This window comes from Pigmentiphaga humi, assembly GCF_900606115.1.
Lineage (GTDB): Bacteria > Pseudomonadota > Gammaproteobacteria > Burkholderiales > Burkholderiaceae_B > Pigmentiphaga > Pigmentiphaga humi.
The window spans coordinates 17014-38684 of record NZ_UWPJ01000015.1; the positions used below are offsets into that span (position 1 = coordinate 17014).

15 protein-coding genes are annotated in these 21671 nt (G+C 66.3%); 5 read left to right on the top strand and 10 right to left on the bottom strand.

The features are described 5' to 3' along the window. Positions 1-246 precede the first annotated feature (246 nt). The 3 genes from aceE (at position 247) to lpdA (ending at position 6559) form a co-directional block, all read left to right on the top strand. Complete coding sequence (gene aceE, locus PIGHUM_RS08305) at positions 247-2958, top strand: pyruvate dehydrogenase (acetyl-transferring), homodimeric type (RefSeq protein ID WP_124079098.1); 2712 nt, start codon at positions 247-249, stop codon at positions 2956-2958. 118 nt (positions 2959-3076) lie between these two features. Then, a complete protein-coding gene (gene aceF, locus PIGHUM_RS08310; protein ID WP_124079100.1) occupies positions 3077-4747 on the top strand; it encodes a dihydrolipoyllysine-residue acetyltransferase in 1671 nt (556 codons plus the stop codon). A 9-nt stretch (positions 4748-4756) separates the two neighbouring features. After that, a complete protein-coding gene (lpdA, locus tag PIGHUM_RS08315; protein ID WP_124079102.1) occupies positions 4757-6559 on the top strand; it encodes a dihydrolipoyl dehydrogenase in 1803 nt (600 codons plus the stop codon). An 83-nt stretch (positions 6560-6642) separates the two neighbouring features. Here the strand turns inward: lpdA and PIGHUM_RS08320 are convergent, their stop codons facing one another. Then, a complete protein-coding gene (locus PIGHUM_RS08320; RefSeq protein WP_124079104.1) occupies positions 6643-8082 on the bottom strand; it encodes an iron-containing redox enzyme family protein in 1440 nt (479 codons plus the stop codon). A 248-nt stretch (positions 8083-8330) separates the two neighbouring features. Between PIGHUM_RS08320 and PIGHUM_RS08325 the strand changes: the two genes are divergently transcribed. Next, positions 8331-9239 (top strand): methyltransferase, encoded by a 909-nt coding sequence (locus tag PIGHUM_RS08325; RefSeq protein WP_246013035.1) that lies wholly within the window; start codon positions 8331-8333, stop codon positions 9237-9239. A gap of 39 nt (positions 9240-9278) precedes the next feature. Here the strand turns inward: PIGHUM_RS08325 and PIGHUM_RS08330 are convergent, their stop codons facing one another. The 7 genes from PIGHUM_RS08330 to PIGHUM_RS08360 form a co-directional block, all read right to left on the bottom strand. Further along, positions 9279-10262 (bottom strand): Bug family tripartite tricarboxylate transporter substrate binding protein, encoded by a 984-nt coding sequence (locus PIGHUM_RS08330; protein ID WP_124079108.1) that lies wholly within the window; start codon positions 10260-10262, stop codon positions 9279-9281. 23 nt (positions 10263-10285) lie between these two features. Then, positions 10286-11653, bottom strand: a complete 1368-nt coding sequence (locus tag PIGHUM_RS08335; protein WP_124079110.1) for an FAD-dependent oxidoreductase — start codon at positions 11651-11653, stop codon at positions 10286-10288. Between the two features lie 20 nt (positions 11654-11673). Further along, positions 11674-13092, bottom strand: coding sequence for an FAD-dependent oxidoreductase (locus tag PIGHUM_RS08340; protein ID WP_124079112.1), 1419 nt, complete (start codon positions 13090-13092; stop codon positions 11674-11676). Between the two features lie 38 nt (positions 13093-13130). Then, positions 13131-14096 carry a Bug family tripartite tricarboxylate transporter substrate binding protein gene (locus PIGHUM_RS08345; protein ID WP_124079114.1) on the bottom strand — a complete coding sequence of 322 codons (966 nt, stop codon included), beginning with the start codon at positions 14094-14096 and terminating at the stop codon, positions 13131-13133. Positions 14097-14113: 17 nt separating this feature from the next. Beyond that, on the bottom strand, positions 14114-15463 hold the full coding sequence (locus PIGHUM_RS08350; protein WP_124079116.1) for an FAD-dependent oxidoreductase: 1350 nt from the start codon (positions 15461-15463) through the stop codon (positions 14114-14116). Between the two features lie 85 nt (positions 15464-15548). After that, a complete protein-coding gene (locus PIGHUM_RS08355; protein ID WP_160142207.1) occupies positions 15549-16403 on the bottom strand; it encodes an IclR family transcriptional regulator in 855 nt (284 codons plus the stop codon). Between the two features lie 47 nt (positions 16404-16450). After that, the gene (locus tag PIGHUM_RS08360) at positions 16451-18703 is read right to left on the bottom strand and encodes an acyltransferase family protein (RefSeq protein WP_160142208.1); all 2253 of its coding nucleotides are present in this window, start codon (positions 18701-18703) and stop codon (positions 16451-16453) included. Here PIGHUM_RS08360 and PIGHUM_RS08365 point away from each other — a divergent pair. Then, a complete protein-coding gene (locus tag PIGHUM_RS08365) occupies positions 18599-19078 on the top strand; it encodes a VOC family protein (protein ID WP_124079122.1) in 480 nt (159 codons plus the stop codon). The two genes, PIGHUM_RS08360 and PIGHUM_RS08365, sit on opposite strands and share 105 nt — an antisense overlap. Before the next feature lie 49 nt (positions 19079-19127). Here PIGHUM_RS08365 and PIGHUM_RS08370 read toward each other — a convergent pair whose 3' ends face one another. Then, on the bottom strand, positions 19128-19586 hold the full coding sequence (locus PIGHUM_RS08370) for a hypothetical protein (protein ID WP_124079124.1): 459 nt from the start codon (positions 19584-19586) through the stop codon (positions 19128-19130). Between the two features lie 33 nt (positions 19587-19619). Continuing rightward, on the bottom strand, positions 19620-21614 hold the full coding sequence (locus PIGHUM_RS08375; RefSeq protein ID WP_124079125.1) for a S8 family serine peptidase: 1995 nt from the start codon (positions 21612-21614) through the stop codon (positions 19620-19622). Between the last annotated feature and the right edge of the window lie 57 nt (positions 21615-21671).

The window sequence follows — 21671 nt, forward strand, 5'->3', positions numbered from 1 at the left end:
CTTGTGGCAGCAAGGTTTTGGGTTATTGCACTGCAAAATGATTTTCTCGGCGTTTCGTGCTAGATTTCACATCGTGGTAAATGATCTCGTAAGACGAAATTTATATTGCACGGAAGGCTTGCCGCCTTCTAGAATCGCGCCGGAGTTGCGGAACGGCCTTAGTTTTACATAGCCGAAGGCCGTTGGCAGCGACAGACTCCCCGGAGGGGCACCCCCGTCCGGGCCACACAGACTCAGGAGACAGGCATGTCCGCTCTTCCCCAGGTCGGGGCCGCTAACGCCGCCAACGACGAAGATACCCTGGAAACCCAAGAATGGCTCGACGCGCTGGAGGCGGTCCTCGATCGCGAAGGCCCGGAACGCGCCCACTACCTGCTTGAACGCCTGATCGACCTGGCCCGCCGTTCGGGTGCCTACATTCCGTTCTCGCCCAACACCGCCTACGTCAACACCATTCCGACGCACATGGAGCCGGCGCATCCGGGCAAGCTCGACCTGGAAAACCGCATCCGCTCCTACATCCGCTGGAACGCCATGGCCATGGTGGTCAAGGCCAACCGCCTGCACCCGCCCGACGGCGGCGACCTGGGCGGCCACATCGCCTCGTTCGCCTCGCTGGCGACCATGATCGAGACCGGCCAGAACCATTTCTGGCACGGCGAAACCGAAAGCCGCGGCGGCGACCTGGTCTATTTCCAGGGCCACTCTTCGCCGGGCGTGTACGCCCGCGCCTTCCTGGAAGGCCGCCTGTCGGAAGACCAGCTCAACCATTTCCGCCAGGAAGTCGACGGCAAGGGCCTGTCGTCCTATCCGCATCCGAAGCTGATGCCCGACTTCTGGCAATTCCCGACCGTCTCGATGGGCCTGGGCCCCTTGATGGCCATCTACCAGGCGCGCTTCCTGAAGTACCTGCACGCCCGCGGCATCGCCGACACCAGCAACCGCAAGGTCTGGGTGTTCTGCGGCGACGGCGAGATGGACGAGCCCGAGTCGCTGGGCGCCATCAGCCTGGCCTCGCGCGAGAAGCTCGACAACCTGGTGTTCGTGATCAACTGCAACCTGCAGCGCCTGGACGGCCCGGTGCGCGGCAACGGCAAGATCATCCAGGAACTGGAAGGCGAATTCCGCGGCAGCGGCTGGAACGTCGTCAAACTGATCTGGGGCGGCTACTGGGATCCGCTGCTGGCGCGCGACAAGGAAGGCATCCTGCGCCAGATCATGGAAGAGACCGTCGACGGCGAATACCAGGCCTACAAGGCCAACGACGGCGCGTTCGTGCGCGAGAAGTTCTTCGGCAAGCACCCCAAGCTGCTGGAACTGGTCAGCCGCATGAGCGACGAGGACATCTGGCGCCTGAACCGCGGCGGCCACGATCCCCACAAGGTCTATGCCGCGTTCGACGCCGCGCAGAACAGCAAGGGCCGTCCGACCGTCATCCTGGCCAAGACCATCAAGGGCTACGGCATGGGCGCCGCCGGCGAGTCGCGCAACCCCGCGCACCAGCAGAAGAAGCTGGACGACGACATCATCCGCGCCTACCGCGACCGCTTCAGCATTCCCGTGCCGGACGACAAGCTGGCCGACCTGCCGTACTTCAAGCCGTCGGACGAATCGCCGGAAATGAAGTACCTGCACGAACGCCGCCAGGCGCTGGGCGGCTATCTGCCGCACCGCCGCGAGAAGGCCGACGAGCACCTGCCGGTGCCTGAGCTGTCGGTATTCCAGGCCGTGCTCGACCCGACCGCCGAAGGCCGCGAGATTTCGACCACGCAAGCCTTCGTGCGCATCCTGACGCAGCTGCTGCGCGACAAGACCCTGGGTTCGCGCGTCGTGCCCATCGTGCCCGACGAATCGCGCACCTTCGGCATGGAAGGCATGTTCCGCCAGATCGGCATCTACGCCCCCGAAGGGCAGAAGTACGTGCCGGTCGACAAGGCGCAGGTCATGTACTACCGCGAAGCGGAAGACGGCCAGATCCTGGAAGAGGGCATCAACGAAGCGGGCGCGATGAGTTCGTGGATCGCCGCGGCGACCTCGTACTCGACCAACAACCGCATCATGGTGCCGTTCTACATCTATTACTCGATGTTCGGCTTCCAGCGCATCGGCGACCTGGCCTGGGCCGCCGGCGACATGCAGGCGCGCGGCTTCATGCTGGGCGGCACCGCCGGCCGCACGACGCTCAACGGCGAGGGCCTGCAGCACGAAGACGGCCACAGCCACCTGATGTCGGCCACCATCCCCAACTGCGTGTCGTACGATCCGACCTTCGCGCACGAGCTGGCGGTCATCGTCCAGAACGGCCTGAAGCGCATGGTGGAAGACCAGGAAAACGTCTTCTACTACATCACGGTGATGAACGAGAACTATGCCCAGCCGGGCCTGAAGGCCGGCGACGAAGAGGGCATCATCCGCGGCATGTACCAGCTGAAGAAGAGCGAGGCCAAGGCCGAGCACCGCGTCCAGCTGCTGGGCTCGGGCACCATCCTGCGCGAAGTCATCGCCGCCCAGGAACTGCTCGAGAAGGATTGGGGCGTGGCCGCCGACATCTGGAGCGTGACCAGCTTCACCGAGCTGCGCCGCAACGGCCTGGACGCCGAGCGCCACAACCTGCTGCATCCGGCGGACAAGACCCCGCAGGTCTCCTACGTCACCGAAGCGCTGTCCAAGACCGAGGGCCCGATCGTCGCCTCGACCGACTACATGAAGTCGTTCGCCGACCAGATCCGGCCGTTCATCCCCAAGGGCCGCGCCTACAACGTGCTGGGCACCGACGGTTTCGGCCGCTCCGATTTCCGCGCCAAGCTGCGCGAGCACTTCGAGGTGGATCGCCACTTCGTCACGCTGTCCGCCCTCAAGGCGCTGGCCGACGAAGGCAAGATCCCGCTCAAGAAAGTGGCCGAAGCCATCAAGAAGTACGGTATCAACCCCGAGAAAGCCAACCCCCAACGCGCCTGATCGGCGGCCGGGAGGGTAGGATAGGGCCTGCAGGCCCCGTCCCGCCCGCCCGGCTGGCGCGCGCCTGCCTGCGCAAGGGGGTGCGCCGGCCCGGGTCCGGCCTTCTGGAGACTACAGAATGAGCAATGTGAGTGAGCTGAAAGTCCCCGACATCGGGGATTTCAGCGCCGTCGAAGTGATCGAGATCCTGGTCTCGGTGGGCGACGCCATCAAGGCCGAGCAAAGCCTGGTGACCGTCGAATCCGATAAATCGTCGATGGAAATCCCCGCTTCGGAAGGCGGGGTGGTCAAGGCGATCAAGGTCAAGGTCGGCGACAAGGTGAGCGAAGGCTCGGTGCTGGTCGAGATCGAAGGCGCCGCCGCCGAGGCCGAGGCGCCCAGGCAGGAAGCCGCGCCGTCCAAGGCCGAGGCGCCTGCTGCACCGGCCAAACAGGAAGCGGCCCCCGCCGCCGCGCCCCAGGCCGCGCCGGCCCAGGGCGGCGGCGAGGAAACCATCGACGTGCCCGACATCGGCGACTTCAAAGACGTCGAAGTCATCGAAGTGCTGGTCAAGGTCGGCGACAAGGTCTCGGCCGAACAGAGCCTGATCACGGTCGAGTCCGACAAATCCTCCATGGAAATCCCCAGTTCGGCCGCCGGCGAAGTCGTCGAGCTGCTGGTCAAGGTGGGCGACAAGGTTTCCAAGGGCAGCCAGTTGGTCAAGGTCAAGACCGGCGCATCCGCCGCGGCTGCTCCGGCCAAGGCCGAGAGCGCGCCTGCCGCCAAGCCGGCCGAGGCCGCCCCCGCTGCTGCGGCGCCGGCCGCCGCGCCCGCCGCCACGCGCCAGCCCCCCGTGCAGGCCGAGGCCTCGTCGGTGCAGACGGGCGCCAAGAGCCATGCCTCGCCCTCGGTGCGCAAGTTCGCGCGCGAACTGGGCGTGGATCTTGCCAAAGTGACGGCCAGCGGCCCCAAGGGCCGCATCACCCCCGACGACGTGCGCAACTTCGTCAAGCAGGCGCTGGCCGGCGGCGCCAGCACGGCTGCCGCGGCGCCGGCTGCCGGCGCGTCGGGCGGCGGCCTGGACCTGCTGCCGTGGCCCAAGGTCGATTTCACCAAGTTCGGCGAGATCGAATCCAAGCCGCTGTCGCGCATCAAGAAGATCTCCGGCGCGAACCTGCACCGCAACTGGGTGATGATCCCCCACGTCACCAACAACGAAGACGCCGACATCACCAGCCTGGAAGCCTTCCGCGTTCAGCTCAACAAGGAAAACGAGAAGTCCGGCATCAAGCTCACGATGCTCGCGTTCCTGATCAAGGCGGTCGTTTCGGCGCTGAAGAAATTCCCCGAGTTCAACGCCTCGCTCGACGGCGACAATCTGGTGCTGAAGAAGTACTTCCACATCGGCTTCGCCGCCGATACGCCCAACGGCCTGGTCGTCCCGGTGATCCGCGACGCCGACAAGAAGGGCGTGCTGGACATCGCCAAGGAATCGTCCGAACTGGCCAAGAAGGCGCGCGACGGCAAGCTCTCGCCCGCGGAAATGCAGGGCGGCTGCTTCTCGATCTCGTCGCTGGGCGGCATCGGCGGGACCACCTTCACGCCCATCATCAACGCGCCCGAAGTGGCCATCCTGGGCGTGAGCCGCTCGTTCATGAAGCCCGTGTGGGACGGCAAGCAGTTCGTGCCCCAGCTCACGTTGCCCATGTCGCTCTCGTATGACCACCGCGTCATCGACGGCGCCGCGGCGGCCCGCTTCAATGCCCACCTGGCCGCGGTCCTGGCGGACTTCCGCCGGATCATGCTGTAAGGAGCGACGATGGCGAAAGAACTGAAGGTACCCGACATCGGCGATTTCAAGGAGGTCGAGGTCATCGAGGTCCTGGTGGCCGTCGGCGACACGATCAAGGCCGAGCAAAGCCTGATCACAGTCGAATCCGACAAGTCCTCCATGGAGATCCCGGCTTCCGAAGGCGGGGTGGTCAAGGCCGTCAAGGTCAAGGTCGGCGACAAGGTGAGCGAAGGCTCGCCGCTGGTCGAGATCGAGGCCGCCGCGGGCGAGGCCGCGCCGCCGCCCCGTTCCACCGAGTCGACCAAACTCGAATCCGCGCCGTCCGCCATGCACGAACTGGGCGAGCCCACCTCCGACAAGCCGGACCCGGATCCCGTCCCGCTGCCCACGCCCAGCGCGGCCAGCTTCGGCGGCAAGGCCGACCAGAGCTTCGACGTCGTGGTGCTGGGCGCCGGCCCCGGCGGCTACTCCGCCGCCTTCCGCGCCGCCGACCTCGGTCTGAAGGTTGCCCTGGTCGAACGCTACTCGACCCTGGGCGGCGTCTGCCTGAATGTCGGCTGCATTCCCTCCAAGGCCCTGCTGCACACCGCGGCCGTGGTCGAAGAAGCCGCCAAGATGGCCGAGCACGGCATCAGCTTCGGCAAGCCCGACATCGACTTGGACAAGCTGCGCAAGTTCAAGGAAGGCGTCGTCGGCAAGCTCACCGGCGGCCTCGCCGGCATGGCCAAGGCCCGCAAGGTCGCCGTGGTGACCGGCATCGGCGCCTTCGTCGGTCCCAACCATATCGAGGTGGAGACCAAGGACGGCAAGCAGGTGCTGCAATTCGCCAGCGCCATCATTGCCGCCGGCAGCCAGTCCGTGAAACTGCCGTTCGCCCCCGAAGACGAACGCATCGTCGACTCCACCGGCGCGCTGCTGCTCAAGAGCGTGCCCAAGAAAATGCTCATCATCGGCGGCGGCATCATCGGCCTCGAAATGGGCACGGTCTACTCGACCCTGGGCGCGCGGCTGGATGTGGTCGAAATGCTCGACGGCCTGATGCAGGGCGCCGACCGCGACCTCGTCAAGGTCTGGCAGAAGATGAACGAGCACCGCTTCGACAACATCATGTTGAAAACGAAGACGGTCGGCATCGAAGCCAAGAAAGACGGCATCTGGGTCACCTTCGAAGGCGAAAAAGCCCCCAAGGAACCCCAGCGCTACGACCTCGTCCTGCAGGCCGTCGGCCGCAGCCCCAACGGCAAGAACATCGGCGCCGACAAGGCCGGCGTGCAAGTGGGCGACCGCGGGTTCATTCCCGTGAATTCCCAGATGCGCACCAACGTGCCGCACATCTTCGCCATCGGCGACATCGTCGGCCAACCCATGCTCGCCCACAAGGCCGTGCATGAAGGCCATGTCGCCGCCGAAGTGGCCGCAGGCCAGAAGAGCCACTTCGACGCCACCGTCATCCCGTCCGTGGCCTACACGGATCCGGAAGTCGCGTGGGTGGGCCTGACCGAAGACGAAGCCAAGAAGCAGGGCCGCAAGATCACCAAGGGCATGTTCCCGTGGGCCGCTTCCGGCCGCGCCATCGCCAATGGGCGCGACGAAGGGTTTACCAAGCTGCTGTTCGATGAAGAGACGCACCGGATCGTGGGGGGCGGCATCGTGGGTACGAATGCCGGCGACATGATCGGGGAAGTGGCGCTCGCGATCGAGATGGGGGCGGATATGGTGGATATCGGCAAGACGATCCATCCGCATCCGACCCTAGGCGAGTCGATCGGGATGGCGGCTGAGGTGGCGGAAGGGGTGTGTACGGATTTGCCGCCGGTTAGGAAGAAGTAGGGATCGTAGTAGTTAGTCGAAGAGAGGCCGCACTGTGTGCGGCCTTTTTTTCGCGTGCCTTCGCCCGGCTCAGCCGACAGCCATCAAGACGCACCCCCACGCAATCCCTGACTGAACAACCGTGTCGCCAGCAACCCCTCCGGCGTGTGATGACTCGCAGGCCCCAGGTAAGGCAGCAGCATGCGCATGCGTTCCCGCTTGGAGTCCGCTTCATCCAGATCGGCGCAGAGGCGGCGCAGCGGTTCGTTGAAGTCGTTGTCGGCATCCTCGGGCGCCGGCAGGCCGGTATCCGCTTCTTCCATGCGCCGACGCGCCCGGTACGACAGGGCGCGCGAAGGGACTTGAAGTTGCGGGTCTTTCCACTCTCCGGCGATCCAGTCGTGGATGACGCGGATTTCGTAGTCGGTGAATACGCCGAACATTTCGGCACGTTCGCCCGCCAGCAGGCGCCAGAACCGGCTTGCCGCGGGGTCCTGGTTGCGCCGTATCCAGCCGCCACGCTGCAGCTGATCCAGAAAAGCCGGTATTTGCCCGGGGTCGGCCAGCCATGCGTTGACGGATTTGCCGGCGAGCTTGCAATAGTCGGAGTGCATGTGCCGGCCGAAGACGCTTTTGCGTTTGAATATGGCGATGACCTCTTGTTCGAGGTCGAAGTCGCGGATGATGGACTCGCTGCCGTCGCCCAGTTCGTTGAGCATGTACCCGTTGCGTACGCGCTCGAAGAAGGCTGCTCGATGCCTGGCGGGGAGGGTGAGCTGCAATGCGTCGAGGGCCCGCCGCGCGTGGCCGGTGGCCATGTTGTCGATGGTGATGTGCAGGGTGAAGTAGTAGGGGTCGATGCCGAGTTCGTTCAACTCGTAGGCGGTAATGGGCAGGTGCAGCGGGAGCTGTTCATAGCCGAGGTTGAAACCGATGATTTCGGGAAGGTATTTATCCGCGTTGCAGCCGAGGGCGAGTTGGATGGCGCCTTGCACGAAGCGGCTGTCGGCCATGCCGTCGCGGTGCCCGCACGCGTGGGCGTCGAGCAGGCGTCGGTACAACACCACGTGGTTCAGCTCGGGCGCGCCGTCGCCGAGTTCTTCGAGATAGGTTCGGATCAGCGGATGGAAGCGGGAGTCTTCCCATTGGGTCACCAGGCCGGCGAGCCAGGCGCCGTCCACCAGTTTGGTGGGCGCTATTTCATTGAGGAAGTACAGCGCGTGGGCTTCGCTGGAGAAATATTGGCGCGGCGCGCCTGATTGGCGCGCCGCGAGGTATTCGGCATAGCGTTGAGCCGTATGCGCGCTCTTCGCCTCCATCCAGGCGCCGCATGCCTGCGGCGTGGCCGGCATGTCGTTGGGCAGGGCCCGGACGGCCTCCAGGCTGGCATCGAGGAATTTGCCGGCACGCGCGCGAATGCCGGCATCGGGAGTCGCCGAGTAGAGGTTTTCGTAAAGCGAGCGCGCCGTGTCGTAGACGGCGGGTTGGGGCAATGAGGGCAGGCACGGCGACAAAGGGAATTCAACGGCGGTGTCTGAGAACATATTTCCTTATCCTGTGCGAGGGCGATCCTGGCGACGCCATCCGGTCTTCCCGCAATTTCCGTTCCCGCCCCTGGCGGCGTTGGCATCCCCGGCAGTGGCCGAGAGCTGCCGTCACGAAGCTCACAGTTCGACACGCAAGCGCAGGCGTGAGCCCGATATATTTCCCGGCTCGCTTACACGCCTGCAGGCGCATCGACATGCAAACCGGAGTTCCTGCCGAGGAGCCGCTGGTTCGGCTCATCCGTGCCGTGGCCGCCACCGGCTATACCTTCACGACGACCACGCCGGCCACCCACGCGCGCGTCTATCAGCGGACCGCCCATGCGCGGGCGCGAACGCTGCGCGATGTATTCGGCTGGAGCCGTCCTTTCGACCCGGGTGTTCTGCCGCCAGAGGTGTTCGATTTAATGAAAGCGGCCGACGTGCTGGAGCCGAGGGATGGGCTTTGGGCCAGCCGGATCCGGTTGTCCACGCTAGACGGGCAGCTCTACGCGCATTCGGCGTATCCCACTGTGCAGGATGACTCGGTTTTCTTCGGGCCGGATACCTATCGATATGCCGATGCCGTCAAACAGCATCTGGCCGGACGGGGCGCGGGGCCGGCCCGCATGGTGGATGTCGGCTGCGGCGCGGGGCCGGGCGCCATCCTGGCGGGCCTGGCTGTTCCTGGCGCGGAAATCGTCGCGGTCGACATCAACGACCGCGCCCTGGCGTTGACCCGGGTCAACGCCGCGGTGGCGGGGGCGGCCAATGTGCAGGCTTGCCACAGCAATCTCCTGGACGGCGTGGATGGCGAATTCGACCTCGTCATGTCGAATCCGCCTTATCTCGTCGATCCCCACGCCCGCGCCTACCGGCATGGCGGCGGTCCGCTGGGGGCCGAGCTTTCCCTGGCGATTATCGATGCGGGGCGCAGGAGGCTGAAACCCGGAGGCAGCCTGTTGCTGTACACCGGGGCGGCCATGGTCGACGGCACGGATCCCTTCCTGGCGGCCGTGTCCGACATGCTCGCGGATGGCGGGCTTGCCTGGCGCTACCGGGAATTGGACCCGGATATTTTCGGTGAAGAGTTGTCGAACCCGGCGTATGCAGAGTGCGACCGGATAGCGGCCGTGCTGTTGACCGCCACCCGGGTTTACGATGCCGAGGCGGGTTGACCGGGGCTTGCAAGGGCCTTTACCCCGGAACGGTCCGGTTCAATCGATCTTGAGATTGGCTTTCCGGATCACGTCGCCCCAGAGCTGGTAATCGTCCTTGATCATCTTCTCGAACGCGGCCGGCGGCCCACCGATCCTTTCTGCGCCCAGCCCCTCCAGCCGCTGCTTGAACTCCGGGGTTTCCATCACCTGGTTGATCGCCTGGTTGAGCTTGGCGACGACGCTGTCCGGCGTTCCCGTCCGCGCCACGATGCCGAACCACGAATACAGCTCGAAGCCCTTGATGCCTTGCTCGTCCAGCGTCGGCACGTCGGGGAACTGCGGGGAGCGCTTCAGCGCGGTGACGCCCAGGGAGCGCAGCCGGCCGGATTTCAGCAGCGGCTGCACGGAGAACTCGATGTCGAAGTGCACGGGCACGTCGCCCGCGACCAGAGCGACGTTGGCCGGCGCCGAACCGCGGTAGGGGATGTGCTGCATCTCGACGCCGGTGACCTGCTTGAAGCGCTCGGCGCCCAGATGGGGCATGGTGCCGGCGCCGCCCGAGCCGTAGTTCATGCGGCCTTGTTCACGCTTGGCCATGGCGATCAGGTCCTGAATGCCTTTGCCGGGGAAGTCCGGCGCCACGGCCACCTGGTGCGGGCTGCGGAAGACGCCGACCACGGCGCGGAAATCGCGCACGGGCTCGAAGTTCATGGAGGGATAGAGCCATTTGCCGGTGGAAATCACGTTGCTGGCCATCAGCAGGGTGTGGCCGTCGGCGGGCTGGCCCAGCACGACTTCGCTGCCGATGATGGCGCCCGCGCCGGGCTTGTTCTCGACGACGACGGGTTGCCCCAATACCTTGCCCAGGCCCTCGGCGATGGAGCGGGCGGTGGTGTCGGAGGGGCCGCCGGCGGGGAAGGGCACGATCAGCCGGATGGGCTTGCTGGGATAGTCCTGCGCCAGCGCGGGGAATGCGCCGCCGGCCGTGATGGCCGCCAGCATGGCCGCGGCCAGTGTTTTGCGTCGAACGGTATTTTGCATCTCTGTCTCCTTGTTCAATCGTTTCAGGCGGGGCGTGCTTCGACCGCGTTTTCATCCGCCGCGGCCAGCGCGTCGGCGGCGGATACAAGCGCGCCCTGGCTGCGCAGCAGTTGGCGCAGCTTGTCGACCGCGGGGTTTTCCTGCGTGGCCGCCAGCGCCGCATAGGCGCCGGCGGCATGGCCCAGGCACATGGCGGTGCCCATGTGGCGGGCGCCGCCGTTGGCTTCGCGCGTGGCGGAGATGGCGCGGCCGGTGACGACGATGCCTTCGACGCGCTCGGGCAGCAGGCAGGCCAGCGGGATCTCGAACGGCGCGGGCGGCATCCAGAGGTCCACGCCCGTGCCGCCGGCCTCGTGCAGGTCCATGGGGCCGGCGCCCAGGGCGATGGCGTCGGCGAAGCGCTTGCCGCCGACGATGTCTTCGGTCGTGAGGGTGTAGCGGCCGACGATGCGGCGCGTTTCGCGTATGCCGACGCGTTCGGCGATGCCGGCGAGCACGGATTGCTCGAAGCCGGGAACGTTCTCGCGCAGGAAGGGCACGATGGTCTTGATCTGCTGCCGCCCCACCTGCTCGGCACGCGTCAGTTCCGCGCCGTCGAGCGCGTCGATGCCGTGGATGCGGCTCATCAGGCAGATGGCGTCGGTGTCGCCGGGCGTGCTGCAGAACGACAGGCTTTCCCAGGCGAGCTGGCCGCGCTGCAGGCCGTCCAGGGCGATGGCGCGTTTCTGTTCGCGCGGAATGGCGCGAAAGGCGCGCACGTCCACGTTGGACATGCGGAACACCAGCGTCAGGGGCTGGCGCTTGTCGCGCAGTTCGGGCTCTTCGCCGACGTAGGGAACGCCGGCCGCGGCGGCGATGACGGCATCGCCGGTGGCGTCCACCAGCATGCGGGAGCGCAGCGCGCGGCGGCCGGACACGTTCTCCAGCAGCAGGCCGGCCACGCGGCCGTCTTCCAGCAGCGGTCCTACCACGCGCGAGTGCAGCAGCACGTCCACGCCGGCTTCGCGCGCCATGTCGTCGGCGACGATCTTGACGACTTCGGGATTGAAGGGGAAGTTGGTGATGGTGACGGGGTTGGCGCTGGCCTCGGCCAGGGTGTAGCGGCGAAAGCCGTCGCTGCCGCCCGCGGCCTCGATGCGCCGGGTGAGCTCGAAGCCTATGCCGCCCACGCAGCGCACGGTGCCGTTGAACAGGCCGATGTACTGCGCGACCATGCCGGAGGTGGCGGTGCCGCCCAGGCAGCCGGCGCGCTCCACCAGCGCCACGCGGGCGCCGCTGCGGGCCGCCGCGACCGCGGCGATCAGGCCGGAGGCGCCGCCCCCCGCGACGATCACGTCGTAGCGGTCCAGCACCGGCGTGCTCAGGGTTTCGGTAATGACCGAAGCATTCATGTCGTATGTCTCCTTGCGGTTCAGAAGGCCAGCGGCTCGGTCCAGCGGAGCTGCTTGGGGGAGATCTCTTCGCGGATGGCGCGCGCGGCGGCGTGGCCGGCCACTTCGCCGGTCTGGCAGCACCAGGGGAAGTTGCGCATCACCATGAAGATGGTCTCGAAAGTGAAGGACAGCGACGCGCCCGTCAGCAGCAGGTTGTCGACCTCCTTGGGCAGGAAGCAGCGGTAGGGCACTTCGAAGGTGTATTTGGTGTACTGGTCCCAGAAGAAGGTCTTGGCCATGGGCGGCGTCACGGCGTCGGCAAAGCGCCGCCCTTCGCGCGCGTCGTCGATGGAGAAAACGTATTCGCCGATGGGGTGGCGGCCGTCCCGCACGCCGACGTAGCGGCCGACGTGGGAAATGAAGGCATCCTGGAAGCCCGGCACGTACTTGCGCAGGAAGGCGGCCTCGGCGTCGATCAAGCGGCGCAGTTCCTTCTTGGCGCGCGAGGCATGTTCGGTGTCTTCGTCCATGTGCAGCGCCCATTCATAGGGCACGTTCTGCCACAGGATGAAGGTGCCCGGCCCCTGGATGGGGCTCATGTCCACAGTCGGGTGGCCGATGTAGTGGTCGCCGTAGACGCCCTGGTCGGCCAGGCGGGGGCGATAGAGTTCCGGCGGGATGTCGCCCGCCGCGCGCGCCGCGTTGATGAGCTTGCTCAGGGCGGGATCGTTCTCGCGTTTCTGGTAGGCGGCGGTCTGCGCGAAGTCGATGCCGCTCATGATCCACAGCAGGCCGCCGGGAATGGGGCGCGACTGCGCGTCCTGGGCGACGGTCTCGGGCTGCCGTCCGCCGCCGCGCACGAAGGGGGCGCCGGCGCGCGCGACCACTTCCGCGGTGCCGCTGCCTTCCACGAAGACGCGGCCGCCGACGGCTTGGCGGCCTTCTACCGTTTCGATGATGCCGTGGGTGATACGGCGCTCGCCGCCCTCGGCCTGCATCTCTACGTCCACGAAGGCGGCGCCGTAGATGGCCTGCACGCCGGCTTCCTCGAGCATCCGCAGCATGATGTTGCCGGCGCCGTCCGGGTTGAACGATGCGCGCCGGAAGGGCGAGCCGGGCGCCAGGTAATAGTCGTAGTGGGACAGGGCATTGCCGGCCCAGTCGGGCAGGTCTTGCTCGGTGGCCGTGTAGATGGCGCCGGCTGCCGCGAAGCGTTCCATCAATTCGGTATGGATGCCGCCGACCCCGGGGTTGGCGGCGCCCTGGAGCCCGGAGGTATGGACGCCGCCGGGCATGTCGAACTTCTCGACCAGGACCACGCTGCAGCCCTCGCGGCGCGCGCGCAGCGCCGCCGCGAATCCGCCCGGTCCCGCGCCGATGACGACGACGTCGGCTTGCGCGATAATCGGCACGCCCTCGGCGGTGCGGCCCAGGGGCTCGTTGCTACGGCTCTTCAATGCTCATTCTCCATGTGGGTATCGGGTGGCGGGGATCGCTATTCGGCGGTGATCTTGTTATCGACGATCACGGGTTTCCAGCGCGCCAGCTCTTCCTGCATGAAGGCCTTGAATTGCGCGGGCGTGCCGGGTGCGGGTTCCATCAGTTGCTGGCGCAGCAGCTCCACCACCTGGGGCTGGCGCAGCACCTCGCCGATGGCGGCGCTGATGCGCTCGGCCAGCGCGGGAGCCATCGCTCCGGGCGCGACGAAACCCATCCATGCGCTGCCGACGATGTCGGGGTAGAACTCGCGCAGCGCCGGCACCTCGGGCAGCAGCGCCGCGCGGTCGGCGGTGGAGACGGCGATGGGCACCACCTTGTCGCCGCGCACTTGCGCCATCGTGGCCTGCGCGGGCAGGCAGCCCATCTGCACCTCGTCCGTCATCACGGCGGTGGTGGCCTGGACAGCGCCGGCGTACATCACCGGGACGATCTGCGTGCCGCTCTTGTTGGCGAGCAGCGTCATGACCAGGTGGCCCAGCGAGCCGTTGCCGACGTACGAGTAGTTGTATTTGCCCGGGTTCTTCTTCAGGATCTCGACGAGTTCCGGCAGCGTCTTGACGCCCAGCGCCTTGGAGGCGATCAACAGGCAGGGCTGGTGCACGCCCAGCGTCAGGGGCGTCAGATCCTTGTCGGGATCGTAGGCCATGCGCTTGTAGAGCAGGGGATTGTGGACCAGCGGGCCGGCGATGCTGACGCCGAAGGTGCTGCCGTCCGGATGCGCGCGGGCGACCAGCGTGGTGCCTATCATGCCGCCGGCGCCGGGCCGGGAGTCCACGATGAAGGGAGTGCCGAACTTCTTTTGCAACCCCTCGGCGACGACGCGCGCCACGGTGTCGGTGGTCGTGCCGGCGCTGAAGGGGTTGACCACGGTGGTGGTCCGGCCCGGCCATTCCTGGGCGGCCGCGACGGTGGCGGCGGACAGCATGGCGAGGCAGGCGGTGGCGCGTAGTGTTCTTTTCATGGATGTCTCCTGGGGAATCAGGCGGTCTGACCGGGGCTGGCGATCTGCGCGCGGCGGAACAGGGCATGGGCCTCTTCGAGGCGTTGCTGAACTTCCGCAGCGGGGACGGCCGAGGGACGGCGGCCGCTGGCCGCCGCGATGGCGCCGAGCGTGCCGACCGCCTGCCCCATCGCCATGGAAGTCGCCATGTGGCGCGCGCCGGCCATCGCCTCGCGTGTGGCGCTCAGCGTGCGGCCGCACACCAGCAGGCCTTCCACCTCCACGGGCAGCAGCGCGCGCAGCGGGATCTCGAAGGGCTCGGGCGGCGCATACAGGCGGATGCCGGTGCCGCCCGGCTGGTGGCGGTCCATGGGGCCAGCGCCCAGGGCGATGGCGTCCTCGAAACCGCGCGCCTGCATGATGTCTTCTTCGCTCAGCGTGTACCGGCCTTCGATGCGGCGCGTCTCGCGCACGCCCACGCGTTCGGCGACGTCGGCCAGGACCGCGTTCTCGAAACCGGGAATCTCGCGCCGCAGAAAGCCCACGATGCTGGCGATCTGCCGGCGGCCTTCCTGTTCGGCGCGGGTGGCGTCGCGGGCGTCCAGCGCATCGACGTCCTGGATGCGGCTCATCAGGCAGATGGCGTCGGTGCCGCCCGGGGTGCTGACGAAGGACAGGCTTTCCCAGAACAGTTCGCCGCGCCGCAGGCCGTCCAGCACCAATGCGCGGCGCTGCTCCGAAGGCACTGCCCTGAAGCGCGCCACGTCCACGTTCGAGAGCCTGAAGGAGAGGGTGCAGGGTTGGCGCTCGCCGCCGTCGTTCTTGGCGGGAACGCCCGCGCTGGCGCACACCAGGGCGTCGCCGGAAGCGTCCACCACCACCGGTGCGAGGAAGGCCAGGCGGCCTTGCACGGTCTCGACCGTGACGCCCGCGATAGAACCGTCCTGCAGCAGCGTGCGCGCGAAGGTCGTGTGCAGCAGTACTTCCACGCCGGCTTCGTTCACCGCGCCGTCGAGCACCCACTTGACCGTTTCCGGGTTGAAGGGCAGCACGCGCAGCGGAAACGGGGTGCCGGCGGCCTCGCCCATGACGTAGCGGTGGAAGCCGTCCGAGCCGCCGGCGGCCTGCACGCGTTCGGCCAGCTCGAAGGGAATGCCGCCGACCACGCGGGTTTCGCCGTGGAAGAACGCGACCCATTGGGCCACGAGGTTGGCGGTGGCGGCGCCGCCGAGGCAGCCGCCGCGCTCGACCAGCAGCGTGCGGGCGCCCGAGCGCGCGGCCGCGATGGCGGCTACGGTGCCGGAGGCGCCGCCGCCGACGACGATGACGTCGTAGCGGCCCGCGACGGGCGTGTTCAGGGATTCCCGGATGGTGGCGGATGGCTGCATGCATGTCTCCCGGGCGCCCTGTGCGGGCGCCTCCTGTCATGCATGCAGTGTTGCGCTCAGTTCCGCATACCGCTAGGCGGTGTTCTCATACGTGAACATTTTTTGCCTCGGCGGCCTTGGCCCGGTCCGCCGCCGCGGCAATCTCCATCGCGGTGGCGCGCAGGATATCCACCAGCGTCTGCCTGCGCGCATCGTCCAGGCGGCTGGCCGGCATGGCGAGTCCCACGGCCGCGAGCATGCGCCCGTGCACATCCAGGACCGGAACGGCCAGGCCCACGATGCCGGCGGTGAATTCGCTGAGAGACCAGCCCACGCCTTCCTCGCGGATCTGCTGCAACTGCCGCCGCAGCACGGCCGCGGAGCGTATGGTCTGCTCGGTGCGCGGCTGCAGCTTGACGCGCTGGAGGTAGGACTCGCGTTCGGCCGGCGGCAGCCACGCGAGCAGCACCTTGCCGGCCGAGCTGGCATAAAGCGGCTGCATGACCCCGACGTGCACGGAATACAGGACGGCATTCGGCGACTGGGCGGAGGCGATGCGCTCGGCCATGTCGTTGCGCAGCACGCTGAGCACGGCCGACTCCTCCGTGTCGTGCATGAGCCGCTGCAGCCAGGGTTCGCTGGCACGCAGCAGGTCGCGATTGTGCGCGCCGCGGCGCGCGAGCGCATACGCGCCTTCGCCGAGCTGGAACTGCTGCGACTCCTGCAATTGCTCGATGTAGCCGCGGCCGACGAGGTTGTGCAGCAAGGCGGTCAGGCTGCTTTTCGGGACGGCGGTTCGCCGCGCGATTTCGGCGTGCGTCATCGCGCGCCCCGTGCTGGCAAGGAGTTCGAGTATGTCGAGGACGCGGTCCGCCGATTTGACGCTGGACCGGGACGGGCCGGGCGTTCCGCGGGAGGTCGGCGCGGCTCGCTGCGGCTTGGGCGGAAGGGCGGAGTTCACCGGAGAATTGTATGGCAGGGGCCCGGGCCGGGGGCCGCGCCCGCCTGCTAATGCGAAGAAGACTCCCCGGGCTGCGGGAGCGTCAGCGTTTTCAAGAAGGCGTCGAAGTCGGTTTCCTCGCCCGCCGCTTCCAGCACATTGCCGGCGGACTGCAGCGACCCCAGGATGCTCAAATGGCTGTCGTCCGCCATCAAGGGAATATGTTCGCTGGTTTGATAGGTGTTCTTGAACAGCACGGACCGGGTCAGGATATGTACGTTTTCCTTGCTTCGCGCATAGTCGGCAAGCGCCCGGTGCGCGCGGATCGCCATGCCGTCGCCCGAAGCGGATATTTCGTCGGCGGAGAAGTCCATGCCAAGAAGCAGGCTTCTTTCATAGGCCGACCGGACGTTCTTGTCGAACCGCGTGGGGGCTTGCATGATGATGACGGTTTTGTTCAGCCCGGCGATGGCGTCGATGGCTGCCCGCGTCGAGTCCATGAGTCCGCGTTTGTCTATCGGCCCCCAGTTCCCCGCCAGGACGACGTAGTCGTACCGGGCCAGGTTGTTCTTCACGTATTCCCTGTTGATCAGGCATTGTTCATAGGCCGGGCTGGACGTGGGCCCGATGAATGTCCGGTCGAATGCGGGGAAGCACCAACTGGTGGCGACCGCATGCACCTGGATGTGGAAATGCTTGCCCACGCGGTCCCAGAAAGGAATGTTGTGGCCGGCGAAGGAGTCGCCGAACAGGACGGCGGTCTTGAGTGCGGCGGGATCGCCGATATGGCAGTCCAGGCCCTCCGGGCCGACCTTGAGTGTCTTGACCGCATCCAGGCTGTAGAAGCACCAGCCGTTGGCAGGCAGCGGGATCGACAGCAGCCCGGATTGCTCCGGGGGCAGGGTTCCCGCCAGCCGTTCCGGAAACCCATCGTTGCTGCGCAGGTAAAGGGAGGACGATATCGCCAGGAACACCGGCAAGAAGATGAGGGCGAATTGCCTGGCTCGCGACTGCTCGAGCAGCGATCGCTTGCTGGCGTCTTCGATCAGCTTCCACGAGGCCCATCCAAGCATCAGGCTCAGGAGGATGGCCGAAGCCGTCGGCACGATTTGGCCTTGCGTTCCCGTATAGACGAGCGCGACGCATAGCGGCCAATGCCAGAGGTAGATCGAATAGGACGTCTTGCCCAGCCATTGCGCGGCCCGTGTCGTGCTGAGGAGCGAGCCGCCGTTCCGGGAAAGGATGACGAGGGCGGTCCCCAGCACGGGAACGATGGCTTTCCATCCCGGCCAGAGGTCGGCGCTGTCGAAGGCAAGGACGCTGAAGGCGATCAGCAGGAAGCCCAGCCGTTCGATGATTGTGTTCCCCTTATGGGAAAGTGTGTTTTTTCCTTGATGGAGATACACCATGCTTCCCGCCAGCATTTCCCAGGCGCGGGTGGGAAGCAGGTAGAAGGCGGGGCTGGGGGCCTTGGGCGTGACGACTACCGACAGGATGAACGATGCGGCCAGCCCGGCCAGAACGACCGAGCCCAGGAACTTCCTGCCCGGGCGTATTTTCCAGACGACGAGCAGCGCAATCGGCAGGGCGAGGCAGAATTGCCATTCCACCGATAGCGACCAGGTGTGGAGCAGCAGGTTTTCATGCGCGAGGGGGGCGAAGTATCCCGTCTCCCGCCAGAACTGGAAATTCGACAGGAACGCCAGCGCGCCGGCCGCATGGGCCGCGAGCCGCGTGTAGTCGGCAGGCCCGAGAATGAACCCTCCTGCCGCGATCACGCCCGCGCACAGCGCCGTCAGTGCGGGGAGAATCCTCCGGGCCCGGGCGAGGTAGAAGTCCAGTACATCGAATTTCCAGAACGAAGCCTTGTCCGATTTTTCGATCCTGCCGACGACGATGCCAGTCATCAGGAAGCCGGAGATCACGAAAAAAATGTCGACGCCGATGAAGCCGCCTTCAAAGCCCGGAACGCCGAAATGGAACAGGACGACGGAAACGACGGCCCAGGCGCGCAGGCCATTGATGTCTTTTCTAAAACGGTGCAAAGCGGCCCCCGGCTGACCTGGTTCGGTCTCCGGCCGGAACTGTACGCGAAATCGGGCTCGAGGGCCGGGGATGCCCGAGGCCCGGGATGGCCAGGTGCGCCGCCTTGCCGTATCTTTTCCTCGAGTTCCCGACAATCGCACCCATTCCGACCGACTCGCAGGAGACTTCGAATGACGAGCAAGAACACCATCTGCCTCTGGTATGACGGCACCGCCTTGGACGCCGCCACGTTTTATGCCCGGACCTTTCCCGACAGCGCCGTCCAGGCCGTTCACCACGCCCCGGGCGACTACCCTTCAGGCAAGCAGGGCGACGTGCTGACGGTCGAGTTCACGGTGATGGGGATTCCTTGTCTCGGCCTGAACGGCGGCTCGGCGTTCCAGCACAACGAGGCGTTCTCGTTCCAGGTCGCCACCGACGATCAGGAGGAAACGGACCGCCTGTGGAACGCGATCGTGGATAACGGGGGCCAGGAAAGCGCATGCGGCTGGTGCAAGGACAAATGGGGACTGTCTTGGCAGATTACGCCGCGCGTGCTGACGGCGGCAATTACCGACCCTGACCCAGCGGCAGCCAAGCGCGCGTTCGACGCCATGATGACCATGGGGAAGATCGATATTGCCGCGATCGAGGCGGCCAGGCGCGGTTGAGGCGCAGGCGGTCGCCGGTTGGAAACCGGTTGAAGAAGGCGCCCCGGCGTCAGTAAGGACGCGGTTCGGCGAAGGTCACCGGCAAGCCGACCTTGGCCGTCGGCAAGGCGGCCTTGAGCGCGCGCAGCGCTTCGACCGCCTGGGCGAAGTCGGCATACGTCGATACCGTGATGCCGGTCGCCTCGTAGCGCTTGACGGAGACGGGGCGGGGCTGCGTCTGTTCGATCACGGCCTGGACGTCGGCCGGGGCGTTGGACACCATGACCTCGTTGGCGCTTTTGCCCACCACGCCCTGCGCATCGAGCAGCAGGGTGTCCTGGCTGCCCGCATACTGAGGAGGAATCACCCTGATGCGGTTTCCGTCGATGTCGTAGACGGGCAGGGCGCCCCACTCGGCGATCTGCGACTTGGACAGCTTCTGCCCGGGGGCGAGGGCGAATGCCGCATTGCCGGCCAGCGCCAGCGATAGGCCGATCAGCCCGAAGTAGCGTCGATAGTTTTGTTTCATGTCTCGAATTCCTGGAGCGGGTGACGGCGTGGCCTATTGGGCCACGATGCGGGCTTCGGCGACGAATCTGAAGTCCCGGTCGCTGCCATCGCCGTTCTTCGAGGGGCAGGGTTCCGACAGGCGTTTCCGGGGTTCGCCGTCGTCGTCGGTATCGATCACCGTAATCTGTGTATCGGAATTGGACGCGATGGCGAAGAATTCCCAGGAGCCCTCTGCCGTTTCTCCGTGGAAAGCATAGCTTCCCAGCGTGTATTGCCGGAAGGTGTCCCAGCCGTCCGCCTTGAAATGGTCGTTGGGCAGCTTCAAGAGCGAAACAGTGCCCGCGGGAGACCTGGCGGCGATGCCCAGCGAGCCCAGGCAGACCCCTTCGCCCGACAGGCGGATCTGGAGTTGATCCACGGTCTGCCGGCTTCCCTCGAACTTGCCCAGCGACGTAATGCGCCGGTAGGGGAACGGTCCGATTCGGACAGCCGCGCCTTCGAGCTCGTCTTCGTCGAAGTCTTCCGATAGATCGTCGAGCTGCCAATAGGCAACGGGCCGGAACGCCGGCATCTGGACGTCCCCGGAGCGGCTCAGGCCGGGATTGTCCTTGTATTCGAGCGCCAGGGCCACTGCCTTCGCGGTGTCCGGCACGCCGAAGCCGTACCAGTTGGAATACTCGTAGCCCGCTGCGTTCTTCTGCCAGCCCAGGTCCATGGGAAAGGCGGTGGCGCCGTCGCGGATGTCGGCGGGGCTGCCCATCCGGTCGGTGGGCTGGTTGGTGGCGAGATCAAGCAGAGCGCCGAAGGGTTTGTCGCCCTTGAAGGGAATATGGTGGAGGTAGTCGGCATCCACCTTGCGGGCGGAGGCGCGGAAGATGTCGCGCACGTCGCGCCACGTGAGCGCCGGGTTGGCGCTGAGGACCAGGGCGGCCACACCCGCGAGGGTGGGCGTGGCCGCCGAGGTGCCGTTCATGTAGGCGTAGTCGCAATCGGCGTTGTCGGGCTGGCCGTTGCGCGCGGTCTGGCCGCGCAGGAAAGGTGTGTGCGCGCCGGTGCGGCTGTATCCGTAGATGCAGCCGCGCAGGTCCGTGGAAAAGATGGTCGGGCCGTCTTGGTCGTTGCCCGCGCCTTCGCCATAGTTGCCGTTGCTGCCGAATTCGCCGCCCATGCCCGTGACCCACACCACCGAGCCCGCACTGCTGTAGCTGCTGGCGCTGCCCTTGGCGTTGAGGGCGGCGACGGTGATGATGTTCGGTTCGAGATTGGAGATGTCGTTGGCCGGATTGGTGCAGTCGAAATAAGCGGCATCGAGGCCGCACAGGCCTGGACTGAAGGAGTTCCCGGCGGCTTTAAGGAAGACGGCGCCCTTGCCGTCGCGCAGTTTTTTCAGGCCCCTGACCGCGACGGTCTTGCTGCTGGCGACGTCGGATTCGTACGGCGCCGCGAGCGTGTCCGAACCGTAGGAAGCATTGAAGACGTGCGCCTTGCTGGACCAGGGCGCGCCCCCATAGGCGTCGAATATCCCGTCCGACTTGCTGATGAAGTTGGCCCCGCCAAGAGTGGCCAGCGGCGCAATGCCCATGACGCCTTTCCCATTCTGGGCCCCGGCGATGATGCCGGCGACGACGGTGCCGTGCGCAGCGCTGGGGTGGGTCAGATCGGGGTAGGGATCGTTTGTCTCCGTCAGGAAGTTCCAGGACATGCTGAAATCGGCGTTGGGCGCCAGGTCTTCGTTATGCAGGTCGGTGCCGATATCCAGTACCAGTACGTTCACCCCCTGGCCTTTGATGCCCTGCCGATGGACTGGCTCGACATTCAGATCCAGCCCGTTGCCGAAGGCGTCCGGGAAGCCTTTGAAATAGCTCGCTGCGTAGTTCAGCGCCCATTGGAAGGGGTACAGCGGCTCGGTTTCGCCTGTCTTGCAGGCGTAGGGGCCGGTTTCCGCACAGGCGGCGGGCGGATCCTCCTTCGCACCGCTGCCGCCGCAGGCGGTGAGCACGGCGGCGAGGAGAGGCAGCATACCGAAACGCACTGTTTTTCTATTCATGGGTCGTTGATATGGGAAATTGCCGGGCCATGGCGCCTCGCCCCAGGGATGGGTATC

What these genes read in the sequence shown, in the direction of transcription:
- aceE (WP_124079098.1), top strand. Translation starts at nt 247, where the DNA reads ATGTCCGCTCTTCCCCAGGTCGGGGCCGCTAACGCCGCCAACGACGAA.
- aceF (WP_124079100.1), top strand. Translation starts at nt 3,077, where the DNA reads ATGAGCAATGTGAGTGAGCTGAAAGTCCCCGACATCGGGGATTTCAGC.
- lpdA (WP_124079102.1), top strand. Translation starts at nt 4,757, where the DNA reads ATGGCGAAAGAACTGAAGGTACCCGACATCGGCGATTTCAAGGAGGTC.
- PIGHUM_RS08320 (WP_124079104.1), bottom strand. Translation starts at nt 8,082, where the DNA reads ATGTTCTCAGACACCGCCGTTGAATTCCCTTTGTCGCCGTGCCTGCCC.
- PIGHUM_RS08330 (WP_124079108.1), bottom strand. Translation starts at nt 10,262, where the DNA reads ATGCAAAATACCGTTCGACGCAAAACACTGGCCGCGGCCATGCTGGCG.
- PIGHUM_RS08335 (WP_124079110.1), bottom strand. Translation starts at nt 11,653, where the DNA reads ATGAATGCTTCGGTCATTACCGAAACCCTGAGCACGCCGGTGCTGGAC.
- PIGHUM_RS08345 (WP_124079114.1), bottom strand. Translation starts at nt 14,096, where the DNA reads ATGAAAAGAACACTACGCGCCACCGCCTGCCTCGCCATGCTGTCCGCC.
- PIGHUM_RS08350 (WP_124079116.1), bottom strand. Translation starts at nt 15,463, where the DNA reads ATGCAGCCATCCGCCACCATCCGGGAATCCCTGAACACGCCCGTCGCG.
- PIGHUM_RS08365 (WP_124079122.1), top strand. Translation starts at nt 18,599, where the DNA reads ATGACGAGCAAGAACACCATCTGCCTCTGGTATGACGGCACCGCCTTG.
- PIGHUM_RS08370 (WP_124079124.1), bottom strand. Translation starts at nt 19,586, where the DNA reads ATGAAACAAAACTATCGACGCTACTTCGGGCTGATCGGCCTATCGCTG.
- PIGHUM_RS08375 (WP_124079125.1), bottom strand. Translation starts at nt 21,614, where the DNA reads ATGAATAGAAAAACAGTGCGTTTCGGTATGCTGCCTCTCCTCGCCGCC.